Below are 24,741 nucleotides of genomic sequence, written 5' to 3' on the forward strand. Positions count from 1 at the left end.
ATCGGATAGGGCTGGTTGCGATGAAACGCGGCTTTCCCATCGCCCGACCGGGGCAACGTATTGGCATCCTCGGCGGGTCGTTTGACCCGGCGCATGAGGGGCACGCGCATATCACGCGTGCGGCGCTCAAGCTCTTCGGTCTGGATCGGGTCTGGTGGCTGGTCAGTCCGGGGAATCCGTTAAAGGCCGAGGGTCCGGCGCCGATGCGCAGGCGTCTTGCGCAGGCACGCCGGGTGATGCCCGATCCGCGGGTCGATATTACCGATCTCGAATGTCGGCTTGGCACACGATACACGGCGCAAACCTTGCGCCGTCTGCGCGCCTTGTATCCGGGGGTAAGATTCGTCTGGCTGATGGGCGGAGACAACCTAGTGCAATTCGATCGCTGGGACCGCTGGCGCGAGATCATGGAGATGGTGCCGGTCGGGGTCATGGCCCGTCCGGGTGCGCGGATGCGGGGCCGCCGCGCGCGGGCCGCGCGCATCTTCCGTCGTGCGCAACTGCGACGTGCCAAGGCGCGCAATCTGGCGCTGGCCAACACGCCAGCCTGGGCCTTTCTTGACGTGCCGCTGAGCGATCTTTCCTCGTCGGAAATCCGTGCGCGCGGGGAATGGAAGCGGCATTCGCCTTGAAGCCCGAACCGCGCCCGAGATAGGGTGAGGGTAACGGGCTTGGGGAGCAGGGTACACGATGGACCGGCGGCGTTTTCTTGGCGGAACTGCGGGGTGTCTGATCGGCGCGGCCGGTCTCGTCAGCCCGGCTCTGGTGCGGGCGCAAACTGTCCAGGTGCGCGCGGGAAGCGACCTTATACGGACCGCGCAACTGGGCGGAGACGTCGGGTATCTGGTTGCGGATCTGCGTAGCGGGCTGGTTCTGGAGGAGCATAACGCCCGCAAGGCGCTTCCGCCGGCCTCGACCGCCAAGGCGATCACTTCGCTCTATGCGCTTGAGGCACTGGGGGCGGGCTACCGGTTCGTCACACGGGTGATTGCGACGGGGCCAATCTCGGGCGGAGTATTGCAAGGGGATTTGATCCTTGCGGGCGGTGCGGATGCGACGCTTTCAACCGATGATCTGGGAGCGATGGCCGCGCGGCTCGCCGCCACAGGCTTGCGTCGGATCACGGGTCGGTTTCAGGTCTGGGGCGGTGCGATCCCCTATGCTGAAGAGATCGCCACGGATCAGCCGATCCATGTCGGCTACAACCCGGCGATTTCGGGGATGATCCTGAATTACAACCGGGTCCATTTCGAGTGGCGGCGCGCGGGCAACGGCTATGATCTTGCGATGGATGCGCGTGGGGAGAGCCACCGCCCGCGCGCCTATACGGCCAGCGCCGCGCTGGCGAACCGACGCGATCCGCTGTTCACCTATCGCCAGCAGGGCGGCAAGGAGCAGTGGACGGTAGCCGCCGCACGGTTGGGGAAGGGCGGCAGCCGTTGGTTGCCGGTGCGCCAGCCGGAGCTTTATGCGGGCGATGTGTTTCAGACCTTGGCACGTGCGCAAGGCGTCGATTTGCCTGCGCCGCAGCCGGTGCGCAATCTGGCGGGCGGTACGGTTCTGGTCAGCCACGCGAGCGAAGCACTGCCCGGTATCCTGCGTGACATGATGAAATACTCGACCAACCTCACCGCAGAAGCCGTGGGCATGACCGCGAGCGCTGCGCGCGGCGCGAACCCGGCGCTGGGGCGGTCGGGCGCCGCGATGAGTGACTGGCTCGCTGCTCGTGCGGGCATACGCGGCGCGAAATTCGTCGATCACTCGGGCCTGAATGTTCAGACCCGTGTCTCGGCGGCGGACATGGTGCATGCGCTGCGCGTTGTGGGCGCGCCGATGGGGCTGCGCGGTTTGATGAAAGGTTTCAGTTTGCGTGACGATCAGGGGCGCACGATCAAAAACCATCCGATCCGCGTGGACGCCAAGACCGGCACGTTGAATTTTGTGTCGACCTTGGCTGGCTATCTGACCGCAAGGGATGGCACAGAGCTCGTATTCGCAATCTTCACCGGTGATGTGGCGCGGCGCGCGCGCGCGAAGAATGCCGAGGCCCCGGAAGGCGCTGGTGAGTGGGTGAAGCGCTCAAAGATCCTGCAAAGCCGGCTCGTAGAGCGCTGGGGGCTGCTTTACGGCTGAGCGATCAGACCGTGATGTGACGCACCCGAGCGCCCCACTCGATGGCGACGGCATGCAGACGGTCGATGGCCAACTCGCCGCGAATTTCTTCGAGCATACGCAATTCGGGTTGATGCAGAACGCCATCCGCAGCCGCGACATCGCAGGCCAGCGCATAGGCGGTTTCATAGAGGCGCTCGGGCAGGCCGTCTCGGACGAGACCGAAGAGCGCTTCGAGCCCTTCTTCCTCTTCAAAGAGCGCATAGACGGTTTGGGCCACTGTCGAGATGCGGTCGATGTCGTAGCTGGCGAAGATCGGCATGTGGTTGACCATGCGCTCGATCGCCACGAGTTCGGAGGTGCGGATATTTTCATCCGAGACGGAGACGGCGACCATGACGGCGACCAGCGCGTCCTGAGGCGAAAGCGAAGACAAAGAGTTGGACACGTTGAGCAGCCTCCTAAGGGGATTTGAGTGCAAATTATTGACGATCCGCCCCCCGTTCAATAGGTGGAGCGCGGATGGGCGCATTGGGCGCCCCGAAGAGGTATGACATGAGCACTTTGCGCGACGCAGCGATGAACTCCAAGGCTTGGCCCTTTGAAGAGGCGCGCCGGGTGCTCAAACGTTACGAAAAAGCCCCGCCTGAGAAGGGGTTCGTGCTTTTCGAGACGGGTTATGGCCCGTCGGGACTGCCGCATATCGGCACCTTTGGCGAGGTGGCTCGGACGACGATGATCAAGCACGCGTTCGAGGCGATCTCGGACCTGCCGACCCGGCTCATCTGCTTCTCTGACGACCTTGATGGTATGCGCAAGGTGCCGACGAACGTTCCGAACCAAGAGATGTTGCGCGAGCATGAGCAGAAGCCGCTCACCTCGGTGCCGGACCCGTTCGAGGAGTTTGAGAGCTTCGGGCATCATAACAACGCAATGCTGCGCCGCTTCCTCGATACGTTCGGCTTCGAATATGAGTTCTACTCGGCCACCGAATTCTACAAGTCGGGCCAGTTCGACGAGGTGCTCAAGCGCGCCGTCGAGCGCTATGACGATATCATGAAGGTCATGCTGAAGTCGCTGCGCGAGGAGCGTCAGCAGACCTATTCGATCTTCCTGCCGATCCATCCTGAGACGGGGCGTGTGCTTTACGTTCCGATGAAGGAAGTGAACGCACAGGATTACACGATCACTTTCGACGACCCTGACGGGCGCGAATGGACCCTCCCGGTGACGGGCGGAAATGTGAAGCTGCAATGGAAGCCGGATTTCGGCGCGCGCTGGGCGGCGCTGGATGTCGATTTCGAGATGTATGGCAAGGATCACTCGACCAACACGCCGATCTATGACCGGATTTGTGAAATTCTGGGTGGCAAGAAGCCCGAGCACTTCACCTATGAGCTGTTCCTCGATGCCAATGGCGAGAAGATTTCCAAGTCGAAGGGCAATGGCCTGTCGATTGATGAATGGCTGACCTATGCTTCGACCGAGAGCCTCGCCTATTTCATGTTCCTCAAGCCCAAGACCGCGAAGCGGCTCTGGTGGGACGTGATCCCGAAGATGGTGGACGAGTATCACCAGCAACTGCGGGCCTATCCCGATCAGACGCTCGAACAGCAGGTAGCGAACCCGGTCTGGCACATTCATGGCGGCAACCCGCCGGAGTCGAAAATGGTGGTGCCGTTCTCGATGCTGCTCAACCTCGCGTCGGTTGCGGGGGCTGCGGACAAGAGCGGGCTGTGGGGTTTCATCAAGCGTTATGCACCCGAGGCCAGCCCCGAGACCCATCCCGATCTGGATCAGGCGGCGGGTTTTGCCGTGCGCTACTTCAATGACTTCGTGAAGCCGGACCTAGCCTTCCGTGCGCCCGATGCGCAAGAGCGCGCGGCGCTGGAGGATCTGGCAGCGGCGCTGCGCAGCGAAGACGCGGCGCTGGCGGCGATTGCCAAGAAGAACGCGGCGATGGGCAATGACGAGCCGCTTCCGGTGGCGGATTTCCATAGCGACGAGTTCCTGCAATCGGTGGTCTTTGCCATCGGCAAGAACAATGGGTTCGAGAACCTGCGCGACTGGTTCAAGGCGCTTTACGAGACGCTGCTCGGCCAGAGCCAGGGCCCCCGCTTTGGTGGGTTCATAGCCCTTTACGGTGTTGCCGAAACCATCGCCCTGATCGAGCGGGCGCTGGCGGGTGAGCTGGTTCAAGGCTAACCCGGACACGGGAATGGATTGACGGGGCGAGGGCGCAGGCTCTCGCCCCGTTTCATTTGGAGCGCACGCTTCGGTCAGCACTTCTTTAACCTTTCGGGCTAGTTCTTGTCATGCGGAGGCAAGGCGCCGCCGCGGCACTCCCAGCATGAGACATGTCGCTTGAAGCGGTCGCGCGGGCCTCAGTTCGCGCCCGGCCTTGCTTTGCGCCGTGATCCTCAGGCGGGCCGGAACACCACGAGAGGATTTCTTGGATGAACAAGGCGATTACCGATGGGCTGGTGCTGACCCCGCCCGCATTCGAACTGGGGCTGGACGTGTGGTCGAGCGAAGATGGCACGCCGGGTTCGGATACCTATGACGGCGCGCCGAATGCGGCGATTGCAACGGCGGATGCGGATTTTGGCAACTGCCTTGAACTGATCAAGACGCGGAATGTGCAGAAGCTGCGCTATATGGGGCAGACCCCGATCATTCCGGGCTGCTATCTGCGGATCAAGGCGCGCGTAAAGGCGATCTCGGGGAACCTGCCGGAAGTGCGGGTCGCGGGCTATGCTTGCGCAGCGAATGGCACTCATGTCGCGGGGCTGACCGAGGTCGGGGATACGGTCGCGCTGCAAACCTATGGTTCGGTCGTCGAAGTGACGGGAATCGTTGGGACGGGCAGCCGCGGCGGGGTCGATATGCCCTGGGGGCGCACGCCGATTTATGGGCATTTCGGGCTTGATCTGACCGGCGCCAATGGCGGAACGGTGCGCATCGAGAATATCGAGATCGAGGATATCACCTCGGCCTTCCTGCGCGACATGATGGATTGGGTCGATGTGAAGGATTTCGGCGCGCTGGGCGATGGCAGCACCGATGACACGGCGGCGTTCCAGGCGGCAGATGCCGCAGCGAACGGGCGGCAGATCCTTGTACCCGCCGGGCAATATTATCTTGGGGCCTCTCTCGCGATCCAGTCGCCGATCCGTTTTGAGGGGACGCTGGTCATGCCGACCGCGGCGCGTCTGTCTTTGCTGGCAAGTTACGACTTCCCGACCTATGCCGAAGCCTTCGGGGATGAGCTTCTGGGCTTCAAGAAGGCGCTTCAGGCGCTGTTTGGCTATACCGATCACAATGCGCTCGACCTTAAGGGGCGGCGGGTGGAGGTGTCCGAACCGATCGTCATCAAGGATATCGCGCCCGACCTGAGCTCATTCTCCAACCGTCGCGTGCTGCGCAATGGCCAGATCAACGTGATCGAAGGGCCGACTTGGGATGACGCCGTGGTCACCTCCCAGGCGACCTATTCGACGGCTCAACAGACGCAGCTGACCAATGTCGCCAATATCGCCAATATCGAGGTGGGTGCGCTTGTCACCGGAGCGGGCGTCGGACGCGAGGTCTATGTGAAGGCGAAGAACGTGGGGGCGGGGACGCTTACGCTGTCGCAGCCGCTTTATGGCGGTTCGGGAACGCGGACCTTTACCTTCCGACGGTTCAAATATGTGCTCGACTTCTCGGGGATGGCGAAACTCGACCGGTTTAACATCGACGATGTGGAATTCCTGTGCAACGGCGCGGCGAGCTGCATCATGCTTCCGCCCGACGGGCAGATGTTCCAGATCCGCGACTCCTATGTCGTGCGGCCGAAGGACCGTGTCATCACCTCGATCGGGCGCGGCTGTCAGGACATTCTGGTGGACCGCTGCCAGTTCCTTTCGAACGAGATGCTGGTGCCTGCGCAGGACCGCACGTCGATCGTGATGAATGTCAACGCCAATGACAGCAAGATTCGCGACTCGCGCTTCGTGCGGTTCGGGACGACCTTCGTGCTGAACGGGTCGGGGCATCTCATCGTGGGCAACCATTGGTTCCAGGGCGATGAAGAGACCAATGGCGTCCGCGTTGCGGGTCTGGTGTTCACCCAGACCAACGTGCAGTCGGCGGTGACCGGCAACTATATCGACAACTCGGTGATCGAGTGGACCAACGAACATTCGGCAGAGCCCGATTTCGGCAATCAGTACTCCTTCGGGGGGCTGACGGTGACCGGAAACACCTTTGTCTGCATCAACGTCGCGCCCTGGTTCACCTGGTTCTCGGTCAAGCCCTATGGGGCAGGGCATTTCATTCACGGGCTGACCATTTCGGGGAACGTGTTCAAATCGCTCAACGCGATGGTGGATCGGATCGAGAAGGTCGATACGACCTTCGCTGCCCTCGACAACGGCCGGATGCGCAATATCGAAGTTCAGGGCAATATGTTCAACGCCGTGCGGGAGGTGGTATCGAACCCTGTGTTCCTCGAAGTCGAGCAGAACACTGCCCAGAGCACCTGGACGGCTGAGCCGGGTCCGTATCTGCCTTTCGGTGGCTGGGCGCGCAATGTCGAGAGCCTCGTGGCCGAAGGGATGATCACCGGAGCAGGTGGTCAGCGCGTCACGGCAATGCCCTTCATCAATGTCGAGCAGGGGCCGGTCTCGCAGAACGTAACCGTGCATTGGCCCGAAGCCGCGAAGGGGCGGGTGCATCTCAAGGTGCGGATGGACAACCCGAACTGAGCGAAATGATCGCGCCCTCTGTTGCGGGCCGGTGCCCCGGAATGGGGCGGATGCGGGCGCCTCAGGGCGCCCGCTTTGTCATGCGCGCAGGTCCTCGGCTTCAAGCCGATAGGCGCGGGCGAACCCGCCGTTGAGCATCGCGTCTTGCGGCTCGAAACGGACAAAAAAGAAATCCGGCAGGTCGATGTAGATCTTGGACTTCGGATGGCTCGCCAGCCACCATGCTCGCAGCGCTCCGGTGCGGGGGGCGCTTGGGGGGATCAGGGTTGCGTTGGCGCGCAGCGAGAGTCGGGGATGCGTGAGTGGGTCCCCTTTTGCGCCGGGCTCTCCGATCAGCAGGCTCGCGCGTGGGTCGGCGCGTAGGGCGCTGCTATGTACCGAGAGGCCAGAGACGAAGGTATAAAGGTCCCCGTTCGGATCGGTGCCGAACGCAATCCGTGTCACCATGGGAAAGCCTGTATCAGGATCGATGGTGCCAAGGCTCGCATGGCGAGCGCCTGCGATCAGATCATGCGCAAGCGCACGGGCCTCGGGATCGAGATCGCGTATCGGGTTGATGGGCTGGGTCATGGAACTGCACCTTCGGACCATTGTGTAATGCGCCAACGCTGCGACGCGGTGCCGGGCGCGTCAACCGCTCGATTCGAGTTCGTGGTGTCGTCCCGTCAGGGTGCTGGCAATGAGATGCTGCGGCGCGGCGTAAATCTTGATTTAAAGGTCAAGAAAAATGCTGCGCCGCTCTTCACCAGCTTGTGAACAGGCAAGCGCTTGAAAGATCATGTCAAAATAATGTCCGCCCGAAAAAAGTTTACAACGTTATCGCTACCTGTGTCAAAAACTTAACAGAAAAAATCAATACACATGGGGGGTTACATGGAGATTAAATTCTGGTTTACAATGGCGTCGGGGTAGAGCGTCTCCGGTTCCCCGGGGGCAGGGAGCGACTGGAAACGGTCGCGTGAGGAATTCTAGGGAGGTTGCCACATGGCCACTCAGGAACAGGCGAGCGTCGTGCCCGAAATCAAAGAGATTCCGGCAGGTTTTGAAAACGCTCACGCAGATACCGCGAAATACCGTTCGATGTATCAGGAATCGGTCACGAACCCGGAGGAGTTCTGGGGCCGTGAGGGCAAGCGCCTCGACTGGATCACGCCCTACACCAAGGTGAAGAACACCGATTTCACCTTTGGTCACGTCTCGATCAAGTGGTTTGAGGATGGCGTGCTGAACGCGTCCTACAACTGCATCGACCGCCATCTGGCAACCCGTGGCGACCAGACCGCGATCATCTTCGAGCCCGACGATCCCAAGGACCCGGCGCAGCACATCACGTATCGTGAACTCGCGGAAAAAGTGAACCGCATGGCCAACGTTCTGCTCTCGCAGGGCGTAATGCGCGGTGACCGCGTGGTGATCTACCTTCCGATGATTCCGGAAGCCGCCTATGCCATGCTGGCCTGTGCCCGCATCGGCGCGATCCACTCGATCGTCTTCGCGGGCTTCTCGCCGGACGCGCTGGCCAACCGGATCAACGATTGCGGCGCCAAGGTGGTGATCACCGCCGACACCGCACCGCGCGGTGGCCGTCGCACGCCGCTCAAGGCCAATACCGACGCCGCCCTTCTGCACTGCTCGGACAAGGTGCGCTGCCTCGTGGTCAAGCACACCGGCGACCAGACCTCTTGGGTCCAAGGCCGTGACGTCGACCTGAAATACCTGATGGAGCATGCGAGCCCCGAATGCCCGCCGCGCCCGATGAACGCCGAAGATCCGCTGTTCATCCTTTATACCTCGGGTTCGACCGGCAAGCCGAAGGGCGTTGTCCACTCGACCGGCGGCTACCTCGTCTACGCGTCGATGACGCATCAATACACCTTCGACTACCAAGACGGCGACGTGTTCTGGTGCACGGCGGATGTGGGCTGGGTCACCGGCCACAGCTACATCGTCTATGGCCCGCTCGCCAACGGCGCGACCACGATCATGTTCGAAGGCGTTCCGACCTTCCCGGATGCGGGCCGCTTCTGGGAAGTCTGTGAAAAGCACAAGGTCAACCAGTTCTACACCGCCCCCACCGCGATCCGCTCGCTGATGGGTCAGGGTCCGGAATGGGTCGAGAAATACGACCTGAGCTCGCTGCGCGTGCTGGGTTCGGTCGGCGAGCCGATCAACCCCGAAGCCTGGGCCTGGTATGACAAGTTCGTTGGCAAGGGCAAATGCCCGATCGTCGACACCTTCTGGCAGACCGAGACCGGCGGCCACATGCTCACCCCGCTTCCGGGCGCGACCCCCACGAAGCCGGGTTCGGCAACGCGCCCGTTCTTCGGCGTGAAGCCGGTCGTCCTCGACCCGCAGACCGCCGTGCGTCAGGACGAGACCGAGGCCGAAGGCGTGCTCTGCATCTCCGACAGCTGGCCGGGCCAGATGCGCACGCTCTGGGGCGATCACGAGCGCTTCCAGGAAGCCTATTTCTCGCAATATCGCGGCTATTACTTCACCGGTGACGGCTGCCGCCGCGACAAGGACGGCTACTACTGGATCACTGGCCGCGTCGATGACGTGATCAACGTGTCGGGCCACCGCATGGGCACTGCGGAAGTCGAATCCGCGCTCGTCGCTCACGCAGCGGTCGCAGAAGCTGCCGTGGTTGGCTTCCCGCATGAACTCAAGGGGCAAGGCATCTACGCCTATGTCACCCTGATGAATGATGTGGAGCCCTCCGACGATCTGCGCAAAGAGCTGGAGAAATGGGTCCGCACCGAGATCGGTCCGATCGCGAAGCCCGACTGCATCCAGTGGGCGCCGGGCCTTCCGAAAACCCGCTCGGGCAAGATCATGCGCCGCATCCTGCGCAAGATCGCCGAGAACGATTTCGGCGCGCTGGGCGACATCTCGACGCTGGCCGATCCGTCGGTCGTCGAAGAGCTTATCGAAAACCGTATGAACCGGGGCTGAGTGATGAGCACGGCAGATAACACCGTAGCCACCAAATCGGCGGTTCTGATCCTTCTCGGTCCTCCGGGCGCCGGGAAGGGCACGCAGGCCCGGATGCTCGAAGAGCAGTTCGGTCTGGTGCAGCTTTCGACGGGGGACCTGCTTCGGGCCGCCGTCGCGGCGGGCACCGAGGCTGGTCTCGCGGCGAAAGCGGTCATGGAGGCGGGCGGTCTCGTCTCGGACGAGATCGTGCTCGCGATCCTCAAGGACCGCATGGCCGAGCCCGACACCGCCAATGGCGTGATCCTCGACGGCTTCCCGCGCACTGCGGGTCAGGCGGCATCGCTCGATGCTCTGCTGGCCGATCAGGGTCAGGCGGTCACGGCCGCGATCAGCCTTGAGGTCGATGACGAGGCGATGATCAAGCGCGTCTCGGGCCGCTACACCTGCGCGGCCTGCGGCGAAGGCTATCATGATGAATTCAAGCAGCCCGCCGTTGCGGGCACTTGTGACAAATGCGGCGGCACGGAGTTCAAGCGTCGTGCCGACGATAATGCCGAGACGGCGCGTGCGCGGCTGGAAGCCTACCACGCCCAGACGGCTCCGCTGATCGCCCATTACGGGCAGCTCGGCGTTCTCGAAACGATCGACGCGATGGGTTCCATCGACGAGATCGCTTCGGGTCTTGGGTCGATCGTAAGACGCGTTTCGGCTTGATTTTGGGGAGGGGCGGGCCTGTGAGGGGCCCGTCTGGAGGATAACAACAGGGAGTTACGCTCATGGCGGACAAATCTTCGTCCAACGCCTACTGGAAAGCGAACATCAAGACGATCCAGGTTTTCCTGGTCATCTGGTTCGTGTGTTCCTTTGGCTTTGGCATCCTGCTTCGTCCGATGCTCGCAGGCATTGGTATCGGCGGCACTGATCTGGGCTTCTGGTTTGCCCAGCAAGGCTCGATCCTCGTGTTCCTGGTTCTCATCTTCGCCTATGCCGCGCGGATGAACAAACTGGACAAAGAACACGGCGTGGAAGAGTAAGGGAGAGCAGGGACAATGGATCAGTTTACCCTCAACCTGCTGGTGGTCGGCGCGACTTTCGCGCTCTACATCGGCATCGCGATCTGGGCCCGCGCGGGTTCGACCGCAGAGTTCTATGCCGCTGGTCGCGGCGTTAACCCCATCGTCAACGGTATGGCGACCGGCGCAGACTGGATGTCGGCCGCGTCGTTCATCTCGATGGCCGGGATCATCGCGTTCGGTGGCTACGACACCTCGGCCTACCTGATGGGTTGGACCGGTGGCTACGTGCTGCTCGCCATGCTTCTCGCGCCTTACCTGCGCAAGTTCGGCAAGTTCACGGTTCCGGAATTCATCGGCGACCGTTTCTACTCGCAGACCGCCCGTACCGTGGCTGTTATCTGCCTCATCGTTGCGTCGGTGACCTACGTTATCGGTCAGATGACCGGCGTGGGCGTGGCCTTCTCGCGCTTCCTCGAAGTGGATAACGCGACCGGCCTCTACATCGGTGCTGCGATCGTGTTCGCCTATGCCGTTCTTGGCGGCATGAAAGGCATCACCTACACGCAGGTTGCGCAGTACGTCGTTCTGATCATCGCCTACACCATCCCGGCGATCTTCATTTCGCTGCAACTGACGGGTAACCCGCTGCCGCCGCTCGGCCTGTTCTCGGATGCGAAAGCAACCGGCGAGCCGATCCTGACGACCCTGAACGGTCTGATGAACGACCTCGGCTTCGGCTCCTACACCGATCAGAAAGACACCACGCTGAACATGTTCCTGTTCACCGTCTCGCTGATGATCGGGACCGCGGGTCTGCCGCACGTGATCGTTCGCTTCTTCACCGTTCCGACCGTGAAGGACGCACGTTCGTCGGCTGGCTGGGCGCTGGTCTTCATCGCGCTGCTCTACCTCACCGCTCCGGCAGTGGCGGCCATGGCGCGCATGAACCTGATCAACACCGTCTACCCGGAAGGCACGCAAGCGGCTCCGCTCGCTTACGAAGCGCGTCCGGATTGGGTGAAGAACTGGGAAAAAACCGGTCTGCTGACCTTCGAAGACAAGAACGGCGACGGCCTCATCCAGTATGTGGCTGATGCGAACGCGAACGAGTTCACCGTGAACCGTGACATCATCACGCTGGCGAACCCGGAAATCGCGAACCTGCCGGGCTGGGTTATCGCTCTGGTCGCCGCGGGTGGTCTTGCCGCCGCGCTCTCGACCGCAGCGGGTCTTCTGATGGCGATCTCGTCGGCCGTGTCTCACGACCTCATCAAGTCGCAGATCAATCCGAACATCTCGGAAAAAGGCGAACTGCTCTCGGCGCGTATCGCGATGGCCGTGGCAATCGCTGTTGCGACCTACCTGGGTCTGAACCCGCCCGGCTTCGCGGCGCAAACCGTGGCACTCGCCTTCGGTCTGGCAGCCGCGTCGATCTTCCCGGCACTGATGATGGGCATCTTCTCGAAGCGCATCAACAACAAGGGCGCCGTGGCTGGCATGCTGGCCGGTCTGGTGGTGACGATCGTCTACATCTTCCTGCACAAAGGCTGGTTCTTCATCGCAGACACCGCGTCCTTCTCGGATAGCGATCCGCTGCTGTTCTCGATCAAGTCGACCTCGTTCGGCGCGATCGGTGCTCTGGTGAACTTCGTCGTGGCCTATGTGGTCTCCGGTGCAACCGAAGACACCCCGGAAGAAATCCAGGAACTGGTCGAGTCGATCCGCATCCCGCGTGGTGCTGGTGCGGCAGTTGACCACTGAGTCACGCTTCGGGCGGAGTGTTAAGCTCTGCCCGAACACTTAATGCCGGAGGCGCCCGACGGCGTTGGGCGCCTCCATCAGTTTCGGAGCAGGTCATGGGCGCGGATCTTCAGCCAGTTATCGCTTTTCTCGAAGGCGTCCATCCCTACGATACCCTGACGCGGGACGAATTGGTGCGGGTCGCCGGTTTCTTCAGCCGCAGGGTGCTTGCCAAAGGCGAGGCGGTTTACCGCCTGAACGAACCGCTCGAAGGCCTCTATCTTGTGAAGGCAGGCGGCGTCGAAATCACCGATGAGAACGGGGCGCTCGTCTCGATCCTCGGGCCGCGCAACTCCTTCGGTGAGCGTGGCCTGATGCGCGAAGGGCTCGCGCTGACCAATGCGGTCACCGCCGAGGACAGCGTGCTCCTCGAACTTCCCTCCAATGAATTCCTGCGCCTGCTCGAGACCGCGCCAAGCTTCAAGCGGTTCTTCGACCGCTCGCGCCGCGTCGAACCGCGCAAGAATGATATTGCGACGATGAAGGTCTCGGACCTGTTGGCGCGCAAGCCGCTCTCCTGCACGCCCGAAACGACGGTGCAGCAAGCGGCGCAGATCATGCGGGACGCTCGGGTGTCCTCGCTCGGGGTTACCAGCGAAGAGAACGGCGCGGGCGCGTTGCGCGGCGTCATCACCGTGCGGGATATGTCGAACAAGGTTCTCGCCGGCGGTATGGCGCCCGAGACCCCGGTGGCAACGGTGATGACCCCGGACCCGATCTCGCTGCCGCCTGATGCGCTTGGCTCGGATATTCTGCACATCATGCTCGAGCGCAAGATCGGGCACCTGCCGATCGTCGATCACGGGCGTTTTGCCGGCATGATCACCCAGACCGACCTGACCCGGTTCCAGGCCGTGTCCTCGGCGGTTCTGATCCGCGATATCGCCTCGTCGACCTCCATTGCAGACATGGCGCGGGTGACCGCACAGATTCCGCAGCTTCTGGTGCAGCTCGTCGGCGGGCACCAAAGCCATGAGGTCGTCACACGGCTGATCACCGACATCGCCGATGCAGTGACACGACGCCTGTTGCGGATGGCCGAAGAGCAACTTCGCGCGCCGCCCGTGGCGTATCTGTGGCTGGCCTGTGGCTCACAGGGGCGGCAGGAACAGACCGGTGTGTCGGATCAGGACAACTGCCTGATCCTCGACGATGCGGTGACGCCCGACGATATGGAGTATTTCCGCCAGCTGGCGAAATTCGTTTCGGACGGGCTCAACGCGTGCGGCTATATCTATTGTCCCGGCGACATGATGGCCACCGCCGAGCGCTGGTGCCAGCCGGTGCGCGTCTGGCGCAAGTATTTCGACGGCTGGATCAATAAGCCTAACCCCGAGGCACAGATGCTCGCCTCGGTGATGTTCGACCTGCGCGCCATCGGCGGGCCGGGCGCGCATCTGTTCCAGGACCTTCAGGCGGAAACGCTGGACAAAGCCGCGCAGAACTCGATCTTCGTGGCGCATATGGTGTCGAACTCGCTCAAGCATGCTCCGCCGCTCGGGCTGCTGCGTGGCTTTGCGACGATCCGCTCGGGCGAGCATCGCAACCATATCGACATGAAGCATAACGGTGTCGTGCCGGTGGCCGATCTTGCGCGCGTCTATGCCCTCAAGGGACGACTGACCGAGGTCAATACGCGCGCCCGGCTGCACGCCGCCGAAGAGGCCGGCGTCATCTCGGCCTCGGGCGCGCGCGACCTGATCGAAGCCTATGACCTGATTGCGACGATGCGGCTTGAGAACCAGGCGCATCTCGTCCGCTCGGGCCGCAAACCCGATAATTTCCTTGCCCCTTCCGATCTGAGCGATTTCGAGCGCTCGCACCTGCGCGACGCCTTCGTGGTGGTGCGCACGATGCAATCCGCGATCGGACATGGCAAAGGCTCCGTCAGCTAAAGGACCAGACCGCCGATGATCAACGACTTCATTTCGATGCTGGCAGCCGGTTTTCTGGCCGTGGCGATCGTCTATGCGGCGAACCATGCGGTGCGGAAAGTGACCGGCTCCAGGCTGCCGAAATGGGTGATGCCGGCGGCGGCGGGTCTCGCCATGCTGGGCTATACGATCTACGCGGAATACGACTGGTATCCCAAGACCCGCGCCAATCTGAATGAGGGAGTCGAGGTCATTATGTCGGCGGGCGAAAGCTCCTGGTGGCGGCCCTGGACCTATGTCGCGCCGATCACCACGCGCTTCATGGCGATCGACCGGAATGGGCTGACCCATCCGGGCGGCTCGGCGACGCTGGTTCGGGGCGAGTTGCTGCTTGTGCAACGCTGGGCGCCGGTGCGTGCGGTTCCGGTCGCTTTCGACTGCCTCGCCAATGCGCGGGCGGATCTGATCGACGGAACCGAACTCGACGCCACCGGGGCGTTGCGCGGAGGAGACTGGTTGCCGCTGGAGCGCGATGACGCCGCTCTGCGTGTGGCATGTAACGGAGGGTAAGATGGCCGATGGGGGGAGAAAGCATCGCGTCCTGATCGTGGAGGATGAGGACAATATTGCGATCGCGCTCGACTATCTGATGAGCCGCGAAGGCTTTGAGCATGACCGGATTGCGACCGGGGCGGGCGCGCTCGACAAGATCCGTGAATTGCACCCCGATCTGGTGCTCCTCGATGTCATGCTGCCCGAAGTGTCGGGCTATGAAATCTGTCAGGAAGTGCGGGCGGATGAGGGTCTGGCGGATGTGAAGATCCTGATGATGACCGCGCGCGGCTCCGCGATGGAACGGCGCAAGGGGCTTGCGCTCGGGGCGGATGGCTTCATCGCGAAACCCTTCGAATTGAAGGAGTTGCGCGAAGAACTTCACCGGATACTGGACCGGGAGGGCGCGTGATGGATCTGACGCGGTTGAGCCTGAGAATAAGGGTGTTCCTGTTCTTCGCGGCTCTCGCGGCAGGCAATATCGCGGCGCTCGTCGCGGGGCTTTTCTATGGCTATGAGCGTCTGGGCGATCCGTCGGTGCTCAATGCCTTCATCATCGGCGGCACGGTCGCAGGGTTTGTCATCCTCGGCCTGATTGCCGGGGTCTGGTTCCTGTTCGACGAGAATGTCTCGAAACCGATCGAACGTCTTGCGGGCGTGATGCGGGCGCGGACCCATGCCGAGATCGAGGGGGAACTGGACCAGCAGGCGGCGCGCTATCTGGGCGATCTGGCCCCGGCTGCGGCCGCCGTGACACAGCACCTCGCTGAAACCCGGTCGGCACTGACCGAGGCCGTGCAGCGCGAAACGTCGCGTCTGGCCGCCGAGAAGGAGCGCCTCGAGGCGTTGCTGTCGGACGTGCCCGTGGGGGTGCTGCTGTGCTCCGCGGACCATCAGCTTGTGTTCTACAACGGACAGGCGGTTGACCTGTTGGGCAGCAGCCACGCGCCCGGCCTTGACCGGCGGGTCTTCGACTACTTGCACCAACAGCCCATTGCGCATGCCTATCAGCGGCTGATGGAGATCGAAGATCCCGACGCGGCCTCGGATCTCCTCTGTGCGACCAAAGCCGACGGCAAGGTGCTGGCCGCGCGGATGCGGCTCTTGTCGGAGGGCGAGGATCACCATCTGGCGAAGCGTCCGGGCTATGTGCTGACGCTGCGCGACGTGTCGGGCGATATGCGGGCACATGCGCAGCGTGAGCAGTTGATGGATGAGCTGTTCGACCGTATCCGCCGCCCGGCGGCGGCGCTGCAATCGCTCACGGGCGTGCTCACCGACGATAATGGTCCAACCGGGCCAGAGCGTGATCGCGTGCGTGTCGCGGCCCGCTCAGAAGCGCGCCATCTGGCCGAGGCGATCCACACGCTCTTTGAGCGCCACGAGCAGAACCGTGCCGATTGGTGGCCGCTGGCGATGATCCGGGCGTCCGATCTGGGCGATGCTGTGCGCGCGCGGGTGGCGGCGGAGGGCGGCGAGATTCTCTCGGTGACGGCGGCGCTGATGCTGCGCTGCGAGGGGTTCGAGATGGTTGCGCTTCTGGCGAAACTGGTCGGGCATCTCACCGGGCGCAAGGATATCCGGCTTGAGATCACCGAGGATGGCGCCGGGGCGCTGATCGCTATCGAATGGGTCGGTGCGCCTGTTGGTGTGTCCGAGCTGGAACGCTGGCTCGAGGAACCGCTCGATACCGGGATGCCGGATGTGACCGGGCGGCGGGTGCTGACCAGCCATGCCTCGGAGCTGTGGCCCGAACCTTTGCCGGATGGGCGCGGACGTCTCTGTCTGCCGCTGCGTGAGGCGCGGCTTGTGACCTCGCGCCCGGCCCCGGTGCCGCGCGCGGTGGTCTATGATTTCGACCTGCTGGCCAAGGCGCGCGAGGCCGAGATCGTCGATAGCAAGCTCGAAGACCTGACCTATGTCGTTTTCGACACCGAGACCACGGGGCTTCTGCCGACCGAGGGCGATGAGATCGTGCAGATCGCTGCCGTGCGGATCGTGAACGGGCGTCGGGTCGAGACCGAGATTTTCGACACCCTGGTCAATCCCGGGCGCAAGATCCCCCCCGCCTCAACCGCCGTGCACGGGATTTCCGATGCGATGGTCGAGGGCGCCCCGGATATCGTCGAGGTCGGGCGGCGCTTCCATAAATTCGTCGAAGGCGCGGTTCTGGTGGCGCATAACGCGCCTTTCGACATGGAGTTTCTGCGTCGCAAGGAGTTGTTGATTGGCGAGAATTTCGACAATCCGACGCTTGATACGGTGCTGTTGTCCGCCGTGGTGTTTGGGCAATCCGAGACCCACAGCCTCGACGCGCTGACCCACCGGCTGGGGATCACCATCCCCGAAGAGGCGCGCCACACGGCCATCGGAGATACGGTGGCAACCGCGGATGCGTTCCTAAAGCTGTTGCCAGCCTTGCGGGCACGCGGTCTCACGACCTTTGGCGAGGTGGTGGCCGAGGTGCGCAAGCATGGGCGGTTGATCCGCGACCTGAACGACTGAGTCAGGGCGGGGCGCGCTGCCCTCTCTGGCGTTTGGCCATTCATCCCCGGCGTATTTCGGGCCTGATGAAATCAGAGAATATCGAGAACCGCTTCGGGCGGGCGCCCGATCCGGGCAACCGTGTCCGTCAGAACCACGGGACGCTCGATCAGTCGCGGATTGGCGCAGAGTGCATCTAGGATTTCGGCGTCGCTTGCGTCTTTGCTCAGCGCGGTGGGGCGGTCTTTTTCGCCCCAGCGCAGCAGATCGGCGGCTGGGCGGCCGAGTTTGCGCAGGGTCTCTTCAAGTTCCGTCCGGGTGGGCGGCATGTCCAGATAGAGCCGCACCTCGGGGGCAAGCCCCCGCTCGGTCAGAAGTGCGAGCGTCGCACGTGATTTCGAGCAGCGCGGGTTGTGCCAGATCGTCAAAGCCATGTGCTGCGCCCGGTTCCAACGGCCTCGGAGACCGAAGCGAAGCCGTCACGCGCCAGCAGCGCATCGAGGCCGCGCGCGATCTCTGCGGCCAGTGACAGACCGCCATAGACCATCGCCGTGTAAAGCTGCACCGCGGAGGCGCCCGCGCGGATCTTCTCATAGGCTTGGTCCGCGCTCGAAATGCCGCCCACACCGATCAGCGGCAGTTTCCCGGCGGTCAGGTGCGACATCTGTGCCAGCACGCGCGTGGACTTTTCGAACAAAGGCGCGCCAGACAGCCCGCCTTGTTGGTCGCGATGAGCAGATTTCAAACCTTCGCGCGAGAGGGTCGTGTTCGTCGTGATCACACCGTCGATGCCCGAACTCAGCGCGACTTCGGCGATTTCTTCCAGTTCTGCAGTGCTCAGGTCAGGTGCGATCTTGAGGAAGACCGGCACGCGTCGGTCGAGTTCCGCACGTGCGGCAATCACGCCCGCCAAGAGCGCCTCAAGTGCGGCGCGGCCCTGAAGATCGCGCAGCTTCTCGGTATTGGGCGAAGACACATTCACCGTCGCGAAATCGACATGCGGCCCGGCATGGGCGAGCACACGGGCGAAGTCGGCGGCCCGGTCGGCGCTGTCCTTGTTGGCCCCGAGGTTGAGGCCTACGGGGATGCCTGCCGGGCGCGCCGCGAGGCGGCGGGTGATCGGCTCCATCCCTTCATTGTTAAAGCCGAACCGGTTGATCGCGGCGCGATCTTCCTTGAGACGCCACAGGCGCGGACGCGGATTACCCTCTTGCGGGCGGGGCGTGGCCGCGCCGACCTCGAGAAAGCCGAAGCCTGCCCGCATCAGTTGCGGAAGCGCGACGGCATTTTTGTCGAAACCAGCCGCGAGCCCCACCGGGTTCGGCAGGTCAAGCCCGGCAAGCTGACATTTGAGCCGCGCCCCGGTGACCGGGCCCGGGAGCGAGACCAGTCCCGAGCGCAGCGCCTTGAGCGAAAGCCCGTGGGCGGTTTCGGGGTCGATCTGGTGAAACAGCGCCAGCCCGGCGCGTTCGAGAATGCTCACAGCAGGGCCTCGGGAAAGATATGGCCGGACGCGCCGAGCGGCAGGGATTTGTCCCAGACCACCTCGGAGAGTTCGAGCTTGCGGTAGAGATGCGGGAACAGCGCGCCGCCGCGCGACGGTTCCCATTTGAGGGCGGGGCCAAGGCGATCGGCGTCAATGGCGAGCAGCACGAGATCGCTTTCCGTGGCGAAGTGCTTGGCCGCCGTTTCGGCGACCTGCCCGGCGGTCGAGAAATGGATATAGCCATCGGCCAGATCGACCGGCGCGCCGGCGGTCTGTCCGGCCGCGCGGAACGCATCCCATTCGGGGCGGCGGAAAATCTTGTAGATCAGCATGAGGCCTCATTGCCCTGTGCCTGCGAAATGGTCAATCCCGCCTTTTGCCGAGAGGGGCCGTAACGTCATCTGCCCGTTACGGGCGGCTTGCACTCTGCGCCCCGCACGAGCCCTTTGACTCGTCACGCCAATGGCCGCAAGCTGTCGGCAGTCCAATAAGAACCGGAGGTTTCCATGCTCGCCCGCTATTTCGCGTCCGCCGCCGTCCTCGCGCTCAGCGCTGGTGCCGCGTCCGCCGATTACACGCTGCATGTTCTGCATATCAACGACCTGCACAGCCGTATCGAGTCGATCAACAAATACGACTCGACCTGCGGCGCCGAGGATGAGGCCGAGGGCAAGTGCTTCGGCGGCATCGCGCGGGTTGCCACCAAGATCAACGAACTGCGCGGCGAATTGACCGCCGCCGGTGAGAACGTGATCGTGCTCGATGCGGGCGACCAGTTCCAAGGCTCGCTCTTTTATTCGACCTACAAAGGCGCCGAAGTGGCCGAGTTCATGTCGAAGATCGGCTTCGACGCGATGGCGGTCGGCAACCATGAATTCGACGATGGTCCCGAGGGTCTTGCCGGCCTGATCGAGAAGGTGGAGTTCCCGGTGATTTCGGGCAACCTCGACCTGTCGCAGTCGAACCTGTTGAATGAAAAGGTGCGCGATCATGTCGTGCTCGAGGTCGGTGGCGAGAAGATCGGTCTGGTCTCGGTGCTTGCGACCGATACGGTCGAGACCTCTTCGCCGGGCCCGGCGGTCCTGTTCCAGGATGAAATCGAGAGCCTCAAGGCCGATGTGGCCGCGCTCGAAGCAGAGGGTGTCACCAAGATCATTGCGCTGACCCATGTCGGCTATAACAAGGATCAGGAGATCGCGGCGCAGGTGCCGGGGATCGACGCCGTCGTGGGCGGGCACTCGCACACCTATCTTTCGGCCAGCGATCCGAACCGTGCGGGCGCCTATCCGACTTGGGTCGATCAGGGCGAAGGCAAGATGGTCCCTGTCGTGCAGGCCTATGCCTATTCGAAATATCTCGGCCATCTGGAACTGACTTTCGATGACGCGGGCAATCTCAAATTCGCGGATGGCGACACGCTGGTGCTTGACGCCTCGGTGACCCCGGACCCGGAAATCGCCGCGCGCGTGGCCGAAATGGGTGCGCCCATCGAGGAGCTGAAAGCCAAGATCGTCGCCGAAGCTACCGCCGATATCGACGGCTCGCGCGACACATGCCGTCAGGTGGAATGCGCCATGGGGAACCTCGTGGCTGAGGCGATGCTCGACCGCGTTAAGGAACAGGGTGTGAGTATCGCGATCCAGAACGGTGGCGGTCTGCGCGCCTCGATCGGGGCAGGCGAGGTTTCGATGGGGGATGTGCTCACCGTCCTGCCGTTCCAGAACACGCTGTCCACCTTCGAAGCCAAAGGCTCGACCGTCGTGAAGGCTCTGGAAAATGGCGCGAGCCAGCTTGAGGACGGCGCTGGCCGTTTCGCGCAAGTGGCGGGTCTGAAATACACGCTCGACTCGACCGCCGCGCCGGGCAGCCGGATTTCGGAAGTGATGGTGATGGACGGCGGCGCGTGGGTGCCGATCGACCCGGAGAAAGTCTACGGCGTCGTCACCAACAACTACGTCCGTCAGGGTGGCGATGGTTATAAGATGTTCGATGCCGAGGGCATGAATGCCTATGACTACGGCCCGGACCTCGCGGATGTCACCGCCGAGTATATGGCCAAGGTCGGGCCCTACACGCCCGCGCTCGACGGGCGCATCACCCGCAAGTAAGCGCTTTGAGAAATGGATCGGCCCCCGCTAGTCTGGCGGGGGCTTTTCATTGGGGATACCATGGATCATCCGCTGATCGACCTGATCAACCAGCGTATCGCCGAGGCGGAAGCCGAGGGCGCCTTTGACAATCTCGAAGGCGCGGGCAAGCCTTTGCCCCCCTGCGATGATCCCGAAAACGCGGTGCTCAACCGGATCGTGAAGGAAAATGGCGGCACGCCCGAATTCGTCCTTCTGGCCCGCGAACTCGAGAAACTGCGCGCCGAGCTGCGTGAGACCGGGGATCGCACCAAGCGGCATGATCTGATGAAGGAAATGTCGATGATGGAAGCCCGCATCGAAATCGCGCGGGCGGCGTGGCGCCGCTGAGCCGGGCCGGGCGATACGCCCTTGCACTGGCGGTAAGGCGCGGCTAAATCAGGGGCAGAGCGCGGGTATGGTGTAGTGGTAGCGCCTCAGCCTTCCAAGCTGATGGGGCGGGTTCGATTCCCGCTACCCGCTCCAGAATTTCCTTTGATCATGGGTCGGGATACGAAAAGAGGGCCGGCGAACCGACCCTCTTCGGGACGCGTGGCGGTCTGTGGTGATCCGCCCGCAGGGATTACTTCGTCAAGATCAGCTTGCCCGCGCGGGTGATGCGCAGCGTGTAGACCTGACCGTGCAGCAGGATATGCGCCTGTCGACCACCCTCGGTCAGCGTTTCGGCATCATGGGCGGGCAGGGCCTGCGACAGGGCCTGAGTAAAATCGGCATTGATGGTCATGACACGCTCTCGATCCGGTCAAGCATCTGCTCAAGCCCTTCGGCACTGGGGCTCAGCCCCGCGCAGAGCGCCTGCACGATATCGGCTAGGCGCAGCGGGTCGTTGTGTCTGGTCATCGGGGCCCGGTCGGCCGGGCCGGGGAAGGGGGCGCGTTTCATCCTCGGTCTCCTGAATGTCTGAATGTCCGGCTGGTCGGTGTGACTGGCGATGCGGATAATCTGAGTGAAAGAATCGGATTTGTAAAGCCTGATTTTTTTACTCAGAAATAATTTTGCCCGCAACGAGAAGCCCCGCCGGAATGCGGCGGGGTCTCAAAGGGACTTGAAAGGGTTTAGAACCACTGACCCGGCTCCATCAGCCCCAGATCCATGAGCTGTTGGCTGCTCCATTCGAACGGCACTGAATTGTGCCATTTGAAACTGTGGATGTCATAGGTCGAGCCGGGGTTGTATTTCAGCGCCTTGGCCACGCGGAAGGACACGATCGCAGCCGTCAGGTTGTGGTGCCACGGGCAGGAATAGGTATTGTATTCCTCGACGTTGAACGTGTGATCGGGGCGCAGCCTGAGACCGGGCCGGGCGCGGAACAGCGCAATGCGGTCGATCTTGCGCCGGGCCTCGGGGATATGTTCCTCAAATCGCCAGCGCAACCCGCCATGGAAATCGAGCTGGCGTTCCTTGGGGTGATTGTCATTGGCCGGATCGGGGCGGGCCAGCGCGTAATAGCCCGCGCGGTCCAGCATCGCCTCGTCGAGATTGACCGCGTTCGGGTTCTTCGAGAGGTCCGGCGCATAGAGGTCAATGACATAGCTCAGCATCGCGCTGCGCCGTTCCTCGGTGTGGAAGGTCAGCAATTCGCGGATATTGCGGGTCTCGGAGAACGGGTAGAACAGATACTCGCCGTTGAAACAATAATAGAGCCATGTGCCGGGCGCGCAGGCCTCGTTGACCTTGTTGACGGCTTGCGCCACCGCATCCGTGCGATGCGCGTCATAGGGGATCTTGTGGACCCGCAGGTCGATTTCGGGCGGCAGTGACAGGTCTTGCGGCCCGAGCACCAGCACCGTCGGGAACCCCGCCCGCATATGGTGGCGCAGTGTCGAGACGACCTCGACCTGATCTTCGACGAAGATCATCGCAACCGGCCCGGGGGCAAGCACCTCCTTGGCCTCGGTCAGAAACGCGTCGAGAGATTGATAGTCCATGCCTGTCCCGGTTCGCCCTCTGTGGGGCCTCAGATTTGGCGCAGGATCGGCCAATGCGCGTGCCATTGCAAGACCTGCGCGCGGCAATGGTTGCGGCGTGGGCGGCTTTCGCAGTATCACGCGCCCTGCAACCGAGTTGGGAGGCCCGCGATGGCTGACGCGCCGAAGAAGCTGCATATCAAGACCTATGGCTGTCAGATGAATGTCTATGACAGCGAGCGTATGGCCGAGGCCATGGGCGGCGAGGGCTATGTGCTGACGGATGATGTTGCCGAGGCCGATATGGTGCTGCTCAACACCTGCCATATCCGGGAAAAGGCCGCCGAAAAGGTCTATTCCGATCTCGGGCGGTTGCGCCCCTTCAAAGAGGCAAAGCCCGATCTCAAGATCGGTGTCGCCGGTTGCGTCGCGCAGGCCGAGGGCGAAGAGATCCAACGCCGTATGCCATTGGTCGATCTGGTGGTCGGCTCGCAGAATTACCACCGCCTGCCCGCGATGGTGAAGGCGGTCGATGCAGGCGAGAAGCCGGTCGACACCGAATTCCCCGCCGAGGACAAGTTCGACCACCTGCCGCAGCGCCCGGTTTCGGCGCGTCCCACGGCGTTTCTGACGGTGCAGGAAGGTTGCGACAAGTTCTGCGCCTTCTGCGTTGTGCCCTACACCCGCGGTTCCGAGATTTCGCGCCCCGTCTCGAAGGTTCTGAGCGAAGCGCAAAAGCTCGTGGACAAGGGTGTGCGCGAAATCACCCTGCTTGGTCAGAACGTGAATGGCTATCACGGTGAAGGCCCGGACGGGGACTGGGGCTTGGGGCGTCTGGTGCGCGAACTGGCCCGGATCGAAGGGCTGGAGCGCATCCGCTACACCACCTCCCATCCCAACGACATGGATGATGACCTGATCGCGGCCCATGGCGAAGAGCCCAAGCTGATGCCCTATCTGCACCTGCCGGTGCAGTCCGGCTCGGATCGCATCCTCAAGGCGATGAACCGCAAGCACAGCGCCGAAGCCTATATCCGCCTGATCGAGAAGATCCGGGCCGCGCGCCCCGACATGATGCTTTCGGGCGATTTCATCGTCGGCTTTCCGGGCGAGACCGATCAGGATTTCGAGGACACGCTCGCGCTCATCCGCGAGGTGCGCTACGGCGCGGCCTTCTCCTTCAAATATTCCGCGCGGCCCGGCACCCCGGCGGCCGATCGCCCTCCGGTTGAGGCCGCGATTGCCGATCAGCGGTTGCAGGCGCTTCAGGCGCTTGTCACCGAGCAACAACGGGCGGCGCAACTGGCGATGGTCGGGCGTGAGGTCTCGGTGCTTTTTGAAAAACCGGGCCGCCTTCCCGGACAATGGGTCGGCAAGTCCGATTACCTGCAAGCCGTGCATGTCGCGGGCGAGGGGATCGGACCGGGTAGCCTGCGCCGGGTCCGCATCACGGCCAGTGCGCCCAACTCTCTGGCTGGTGAGTTGACTGCCGGGTGAGTCGCGCTGCGCTAGGCGAAAGGTGCGGCAAAAACATGACCTGATGTTTCCACTTCGACTGTGATGCCGCGTTTTTTGTTCATTTGTCCTGTGTTCGGCTACGATATGTTGCGGAAGTGGCTTTCTAAATTGCTGGATTTTGATAAATTCCGGCTGGAAATGTGCGGATCGTCACCTTGGC

At 62.7% G+C, this 24,741-nt stretch carries 23 protein-coding genes and 1 tRNA gene; 16 read left to right on the top strand and 8 right to left on the bottom strand.

The window, feature by feature from the left end; translation table 11 throughout:
- The first annotated feature begins 20 nt into the window (after window positions 1–20).
- Both P0X85_RS11315 and dacB read left to right on the top strand, forming a co-directional pair.
- Window positions 21–632, top strand: coding sequence for a nicotinate-nucleotide adenylyltransferase (locus tag P0X85_RS11315; RefSeq protein ID WP_275813069.1), 612 nt, complete (start codon window positions 21–23; stop codon window positions 630–632).
- 58 nt (window positions 633–690) lie between these two features.
- Entirely contained in the window at window positions 691–2,133 is a 1,443-nt protein-coding gene (gene dacB, locus P0X85_RS11320) for a D-alanyl-D-alanine carboxypeptidase/D-alanyl-D-alanine endopeptidase (protein ID WP_275813073.1), read from the top strand.
- A gap of 4 nt (window positions 2,134–2,137) precedes the next feature.
- Here dacB and P0X85_RS11325 read toward each other — a convergent pair whose 3' ends face one another.
- Window positions 2,138–2,560, bottom strand: a complete 423-nt coding sequence (locus P0X85_RS11325) for a tellurite resistance TerB family protein (RefSeq protein WP_275813076.1) — start codon at window positions 2,558–2,560, stop codon at window positions 2,138–2,140.
- A gap of 107 nt (window positions 2,561–2,667) precedes the next feature.
- Between P0X85_RS11325 and P0X85_RS11330 the strand changes: the two genes are divergently transcribed.
- Both P0X85_RS11330 and P0X85_RS11335 read left to right on the top strand, forming a co-directional pair.
- Window positions 2,668–4,317: a lysine--tRNA ligase gene (locus tag P0X85_RS11330; RefSeq protein ID WP_275813080.1), complete on the top strand. Its 1,650-nt coding sequence runs from the start codon at window positions 2,668–2,670 to the stop codon at window positions 4,315–4,317.
- Between the two features lie 251 nt (window positions 4,318–4,568).
- Complete coding sequence (locus tag P0X85_RS11335) at window positions 4,569–6,860, top strand: glycosyl hydrolase family 28-related protein (protein WP_275813083.1); 2,292 nt, start codon at window positions 4,569–4,571, stop codon at window positions 6,858–6,860.
- A 78-nt stretch (window positions 6,861–6,938) separates the two neighbouring features.
- On the opposite strand, the gene P0X85_RS11340 is transcribed toward P0X85_RS11335, so the two are convergent.
- Window positions 6,939–7,430, bottom strand: coding sequence for a HugZ family pyridoxamine 5'-phosphate oxidase (locus P0X85_RS11340; protein ID WP_275813086.1), 492 nt, complete (start codon window positions 7,428–7,430; stop codon window positions 6,939–6,941).
- Window positions 7,431–7,844: 414 nt separating this feature from the next.
- On the opposite strand from P0X85_RS11340, the gene acs reads away from it, so the two are divergent.
- From acs to P0X85_RS11380, 8 genes are all read left to right on the top strand, one after another.
- Window positions 7,845–9,815, top strand: a complete 1,971-nt coding sequence (gene acs, locus P0X85_RS11345; protein WP_275813121.1) for an acetate--CoA ligase — start codon at window positions 7,845–7,847, stop codon at window positions 9,813–9,815.
- 3 nt (window positions 9,816–9,818) lie between these two features.
- Complete coding sequence (locus P0X85_RS11350; protein WP_275813124.1) at window positions 9,819–10,511, top strand: adenylate kinase; 693 nt, start codon at window positions 9,819–9,821, stop codon at window positions 10,509–10,511.
- A 62-nt stretch (window positions 10,512–10,573) separates the two neighbouring features.
- Window positions 10,574–10,831, top strand: a complete 258-nt coding sequence (locus P0X85_RS11355; RefSeq protein ID WP_275813126.1) for a DUF4212 domain-containing protein — start codon at window positions 10,574–10,576, stop codon at window positions 10,829–10,831.
- Between the two features lie 15 nt (window positions 10,832–10,846).
- Window positions 10,847–12,574: a sodium:solute symporter family protein gene (locus tag P0X85_RS11360; RefSeq protein WP_275813130.1), complete on the top strand. Its 1,728-nt coding sequence runs from the start codon at window positions 10,847–10,849 to the stop codon at window positions 12,572–12,574.
- 95 nt (window positions 12,575–12,669) lie between these two features.
- Window positions 12,670–14,508: a DUF294 nucleotidyltransferase-like domain-containing protein gene (locus P0X85_RS11365; RefSeq protein ID WP_275813133.1), complete on the top strand. Its 1,839-nt coding sequence runs from the start codon at window positions 12,670–12,672 to the stop codon at window positions 14,506–14,508.
- A 15-nt stretch (window positions 14,509–14,523) separates the two neighbouring features.
- Entirely contained in the window at window positions 14,524–15,057 is a 534-nt protein-coding gene (locus tag P0X85_RS11370) for a hypothetical protein (protein WP_275813136.1), read from the top strand.
- 1 nt (window position 15,058) lies between these two features.
- Complete coding sequence (locus P0X85_RS11375) at window positions 15,059–15,451, top strand: response regulator transcription factor (protein WP_275813139.1); 393 nt, start codon at window positions 15,059–15,061, stop codon at window positions 15,449–15,451.
- Window positions 15,451–17,544 (top strand): 3'-5' exonuclease, encoded by a 2,094-nt coding sequence (locus tag P0X85_RS11380; RefSeq protein ID WP_275813142.1) that lies wholly within the window; start codon window positions 15,451–15,453, stop codon window positions 17,542–17,544. Before P0X85_RS11375 ends, P0X85_RS11380 begins: the two co-directional genes overlap by 1 nt.
- 71 nt (window positions 17,545–17,615) lie before the next feature.
- Here P0X85_RS11380 and arsC read toward each other — a convergent pair whose 3' ends face one another.
- Genes arsC through P0X85_RS11395 form a run of 3 tightly spaced genes read right to left on the bottom strand, consistent with a single transcriptional unit; the run spans window position 17,616 to window position 19,341 of the window.
- Entirely contained in the window at window positions 17,616–17,957 is a 342-nt protein-coding gene (gene arsC, locus P0X85_RS11385; protein WP_275813145.1) for an arsenate reductase (glutaredoxin), read from the bottom strand.
- On the bottom strand, window positions 17,948–19,006 hold the full coding sequence (locus P0X85_RS11390; RefSeq protein WP_275813148.1) for a quinone-dependent dihydroorotate dehydrogenase: 1,059 nt from the start codon (window positions 19,004–19,006) through the stop codon (window positions 17,948–17,950). Before P0X85_RS11390 ends, arsC begins: the two co-directional genes overlap by 10 nt.
- Entirely contained in the window at window positions 19,003–19,341 is a 339-nt protein-coding gene (locus tag P0X85_RS11395) for a DUF952 domain-containing protein (RefSeq protein WP_275813151.1), read from the bottom strand. The genes P0X85_RS11390 and P0X85_RS11395 overlap by 4 nt, the downstream gene beginning before the upstream one ends.
- Before the next feature lie 174 nt (window positions 19,342–19,515).
- Here P0X85_RS11395 and P0X85_RS11400 point away from each other — a divergent pair, with 174 nt between their 5' ends.
- From P0X85_RS11400 to P0X85_RS11410, 3 genes are all read left to right on the top strand, one after another.
- On the top strand, window positions 19,516–21,117 hold the full coding sequence (locus tag P0X85_RS11400; RefSeq protein ID WP_275813154.1) for a bifunctional metallophosphatase/5'-nucleotidase: 1,602 nt from the start codon (window positions 19,516–19,518) through the stop codon (window positions 21,115–21,117).
- Between the two features lie 60 nt (window positions 21,118–21,177).
- Window positions 21,178–21,486: a DnaJ family domain-containing protein gene (locus tag P0X85_RS11405; protein WP_275813157.1), complete on the top strand. Its 309-nt coding sequence runs from the start codon at window positions 21,178–21,180 to the stop codon at window positions 21,484–21,486.
- A gap of 61 nt (window positions 21,487–21,547) precedes the next feature.
- A tRNA-Gly gene (locus tag P0X85_RS11410) sits at window positions 21,548–21,621 on the top strand.
- A 97-nt stretch (window positions 21,622–21,718) separates the two neighbouring features.
- Here the strand turns inward: P0X85_RS11410 and hemP are convergent.
- The 3 genes from hemP to P0X85_RS11425 all read right to left on the bottom strand — a co-directional run bounded on the left by hemP (window position 21,719) and on the right by P0X85_RS11425 (window position 23,084).
- Window positions 21,719–21,880: a hemin uptake protein HemP gene (gene hemP, locus P0X85_RS11415; protein ID WP_275813161.1), complete on the bottom strand. Its 162-nt coding sequence runs from the start codon at window positions 21,878–21,880 to the stop codon at window positions 21,719–21,721.
- Window positions 21,877–22,038, bottom strand: coding sequence for a hypothetical protein (locus tag P0X85_RS11420; RefSeq protein ID WP_275813164.1), 162 nt, complete (start codon window positions 22,036–22,038; stop codon window positions 21,877–21,879). Before P0X85_RS11420 ends, hemP begins: the two co-directional genes overlap by 4 nt.
- A gap of 173 nt (window positions 22,039–22,211) precedes the next feature.
- Complete coding sequence (locus tag P0X85_RS11425) at window positions 22,212–23,084, bottom strand: glycosyltransferase family protein (protein WP_275813167.1); 873 nt, start codon at window positions 23,082–23,084, stop codon at window positions 22,212–22,214.
- A 150-nt stretch (window positions 23,085–23,234) separates the two neighbouring features.
- Between P0X85_RS11425 and miaB the strand changes: the two genes are divergently transcribed.
- Window positions 23,235–24,560 carry a tRNA (N6-isopentenyl adenosine(37)-C2)-methylthiotransferase MiaB gene (miaB, locus tag P0X85_RS11430; protein WP_275813170.1) on the top strand — a complete coding sequence of 442 codons (1,326 nt, stop codon included), beginning with the start codon at window positions 23,235–23,237 and terminating at the stop codon, window positions 24,558–24,560.
- Window positions 24,561–24,741: the final 181 nt, after the last annotated feature.

This window comes from Pseudothioclava nitratireducens (assembly GCF_029210495.1).
Taxonomy (GTDB): Bacteria; Pseudomonadota; Alphaproteobacteria; order Rhodobacterales; family Rhodobacteraceae; genus Pseudothioclava; species Pseudothioclava nitratireducens.

Excerpts from the sequence above, each read along its gene's own strand:
- P0X85_RS11315 (WP_275813069.1), top strand. The coding sequence starts at position 21 with ATGAAACGCGGCTTTCCCATCGCCCGACCGGGGCAACGTATTGGCATC.
- dacB (WP_275813073.1), top strand. The coding sequence starts at position 691 with ATGGACCGGCGGCGTTTTCTTGGCGGAACTGCGGGGTGTCTGATCGGC.
- P0X85_RS11330 (WP_275813080.1), top strand. The coding sequence starts at position 2,668 with ATGAGCACTTTGCGCGACGCAGCGATGAACTCCAAGGCTTGGCCCTTT.
- P0X85_RS11335 (WP_275813083.1), top strand. The coding sequence starts at position 4,569 with ATGAACAAGGCGATTACCGATGGGCTGGTGCTGACCCCGCCCGCATTC.
- P0X85_RS11340 (WP_275813086.1), bottom strand. The coding sequence starts at position 7,430 with ATGACCCAGCCCATCAACCCGATACGCGATCTCGATCCCGAGGCCCGT.
- acs (WP_275813121.1), top strand. The coding sequence starts at position 7,845 with ATGGCCACTCAGGAACAGGCGAGCGTCGTGCCCGAAATCAAAGAGATT.
- P0X85_RS11350 (WP_275813124.1), top strand. The coding sequence starts at position 9,819 with ATGAGCACGGCAGATAACACCGTAGCCACCAAATCGGCGGTTCTGATC.
- P0X85_RS11355 (WP_275813126.1), top strand. The coding sequence starts at position 10,574 with ATGGCGGACAAATCTTCGTCCAACGCCTACTGGAAAGCGAACATCAAG.
- P0X85_RS11360 (WP_275813130.1), top strand. The coding sequence starts at position 10,847 with ATGGATCAGTTTACCCTCAACCTGCTGGTGGTCGGCGCGACTTTCGCG.
- P0X85_RS11365 (WP_275813133.1), top strand. The coding sequence starts at position 12,670 with ATGGGCGCGGATCTTCAGCCAGTTATCGCTTTTCTCGAAGGCGTCCAT.
- P0X85_RS11370 (WP_275813136.1), top strand. The coding sequence starts at position 14,524 with ATGATCAACGACTTCATTTCGATGCTGGCAGCCGGTTTTCTGGCCGTG.
- P0X85_RS11375 (WP_275813139.1), top strand. The coding sequence starts at position 15,059 with ATGGCCGATGGGGGGAGAAAGCATCGCGTCCTGATCGTGGAGGATGAG.
- P0X85_RS11380 (WP_275813142.1), top strand. The coding sequence starts at position 15,451 with ATGGATCTGACGCGGTTGAGCCTGAGAATAAGGGTGTTCCTGTTCTTC.
- arsC (WP_275813145.1), bottom strand. The coding sequence starts at position 17,957 with ATGGCTTTGACGATCTGGCACAACCCGCGCTGCTCGAAATCACGTGCG.
- P0X85_RS11395 (WP_275813151.1), bottom strand. The coding sequence starts at position 19,341 with ATGCTGATCTACAAGATTTTCCGCCGCCCCGAATGGGATGCGTTCCGC.
- P0X85_RS11400 (WP_275813154.1), top strand. The coding sequence starts at position 19,516 with ATGCTCGCCCGCTATTTCGCGTCCGCCGCCGTCCTCGCGCTCAGCGCT.
- P0X85_RS11405 (WP_275813157.1), top strand. The coding sequence starts at position 21,178 with ATGGATCATCCGCTGATCGACCTGATCAACCAGCGTATCGCCGAGGCG.
- hemP (WP_275813161.1), bottom strand. The coding sequence starts at position 21,880 with ATGACCATCAATGCCGATTTTACTCAGGCCCTGTCGCAGGCCCTGCCC.
- P0X85_RS11420 (WP_275813164.1), bottom strand. The coding sequence starts at position 22,038 with ATGAAACGCGCCCCCTTCCCCGGCCCGGCCGACCGGGCCCCGATGACC.
- P0X85_RS11425 (WP_275813167.1), bottom strand. The coding sequence starts at position 23,084 with ATGGACTATCAATCTCTCGACGCGTTTCTGACCGAGGCCAAGGAGGTG.
- miaB (WP_275813170.1), top strand. The coding sequence starts at position 23,235 with ATGGCTGACGCGCCGAAGAAGCTGCATATCAAGACCTATGGCTGTCAG.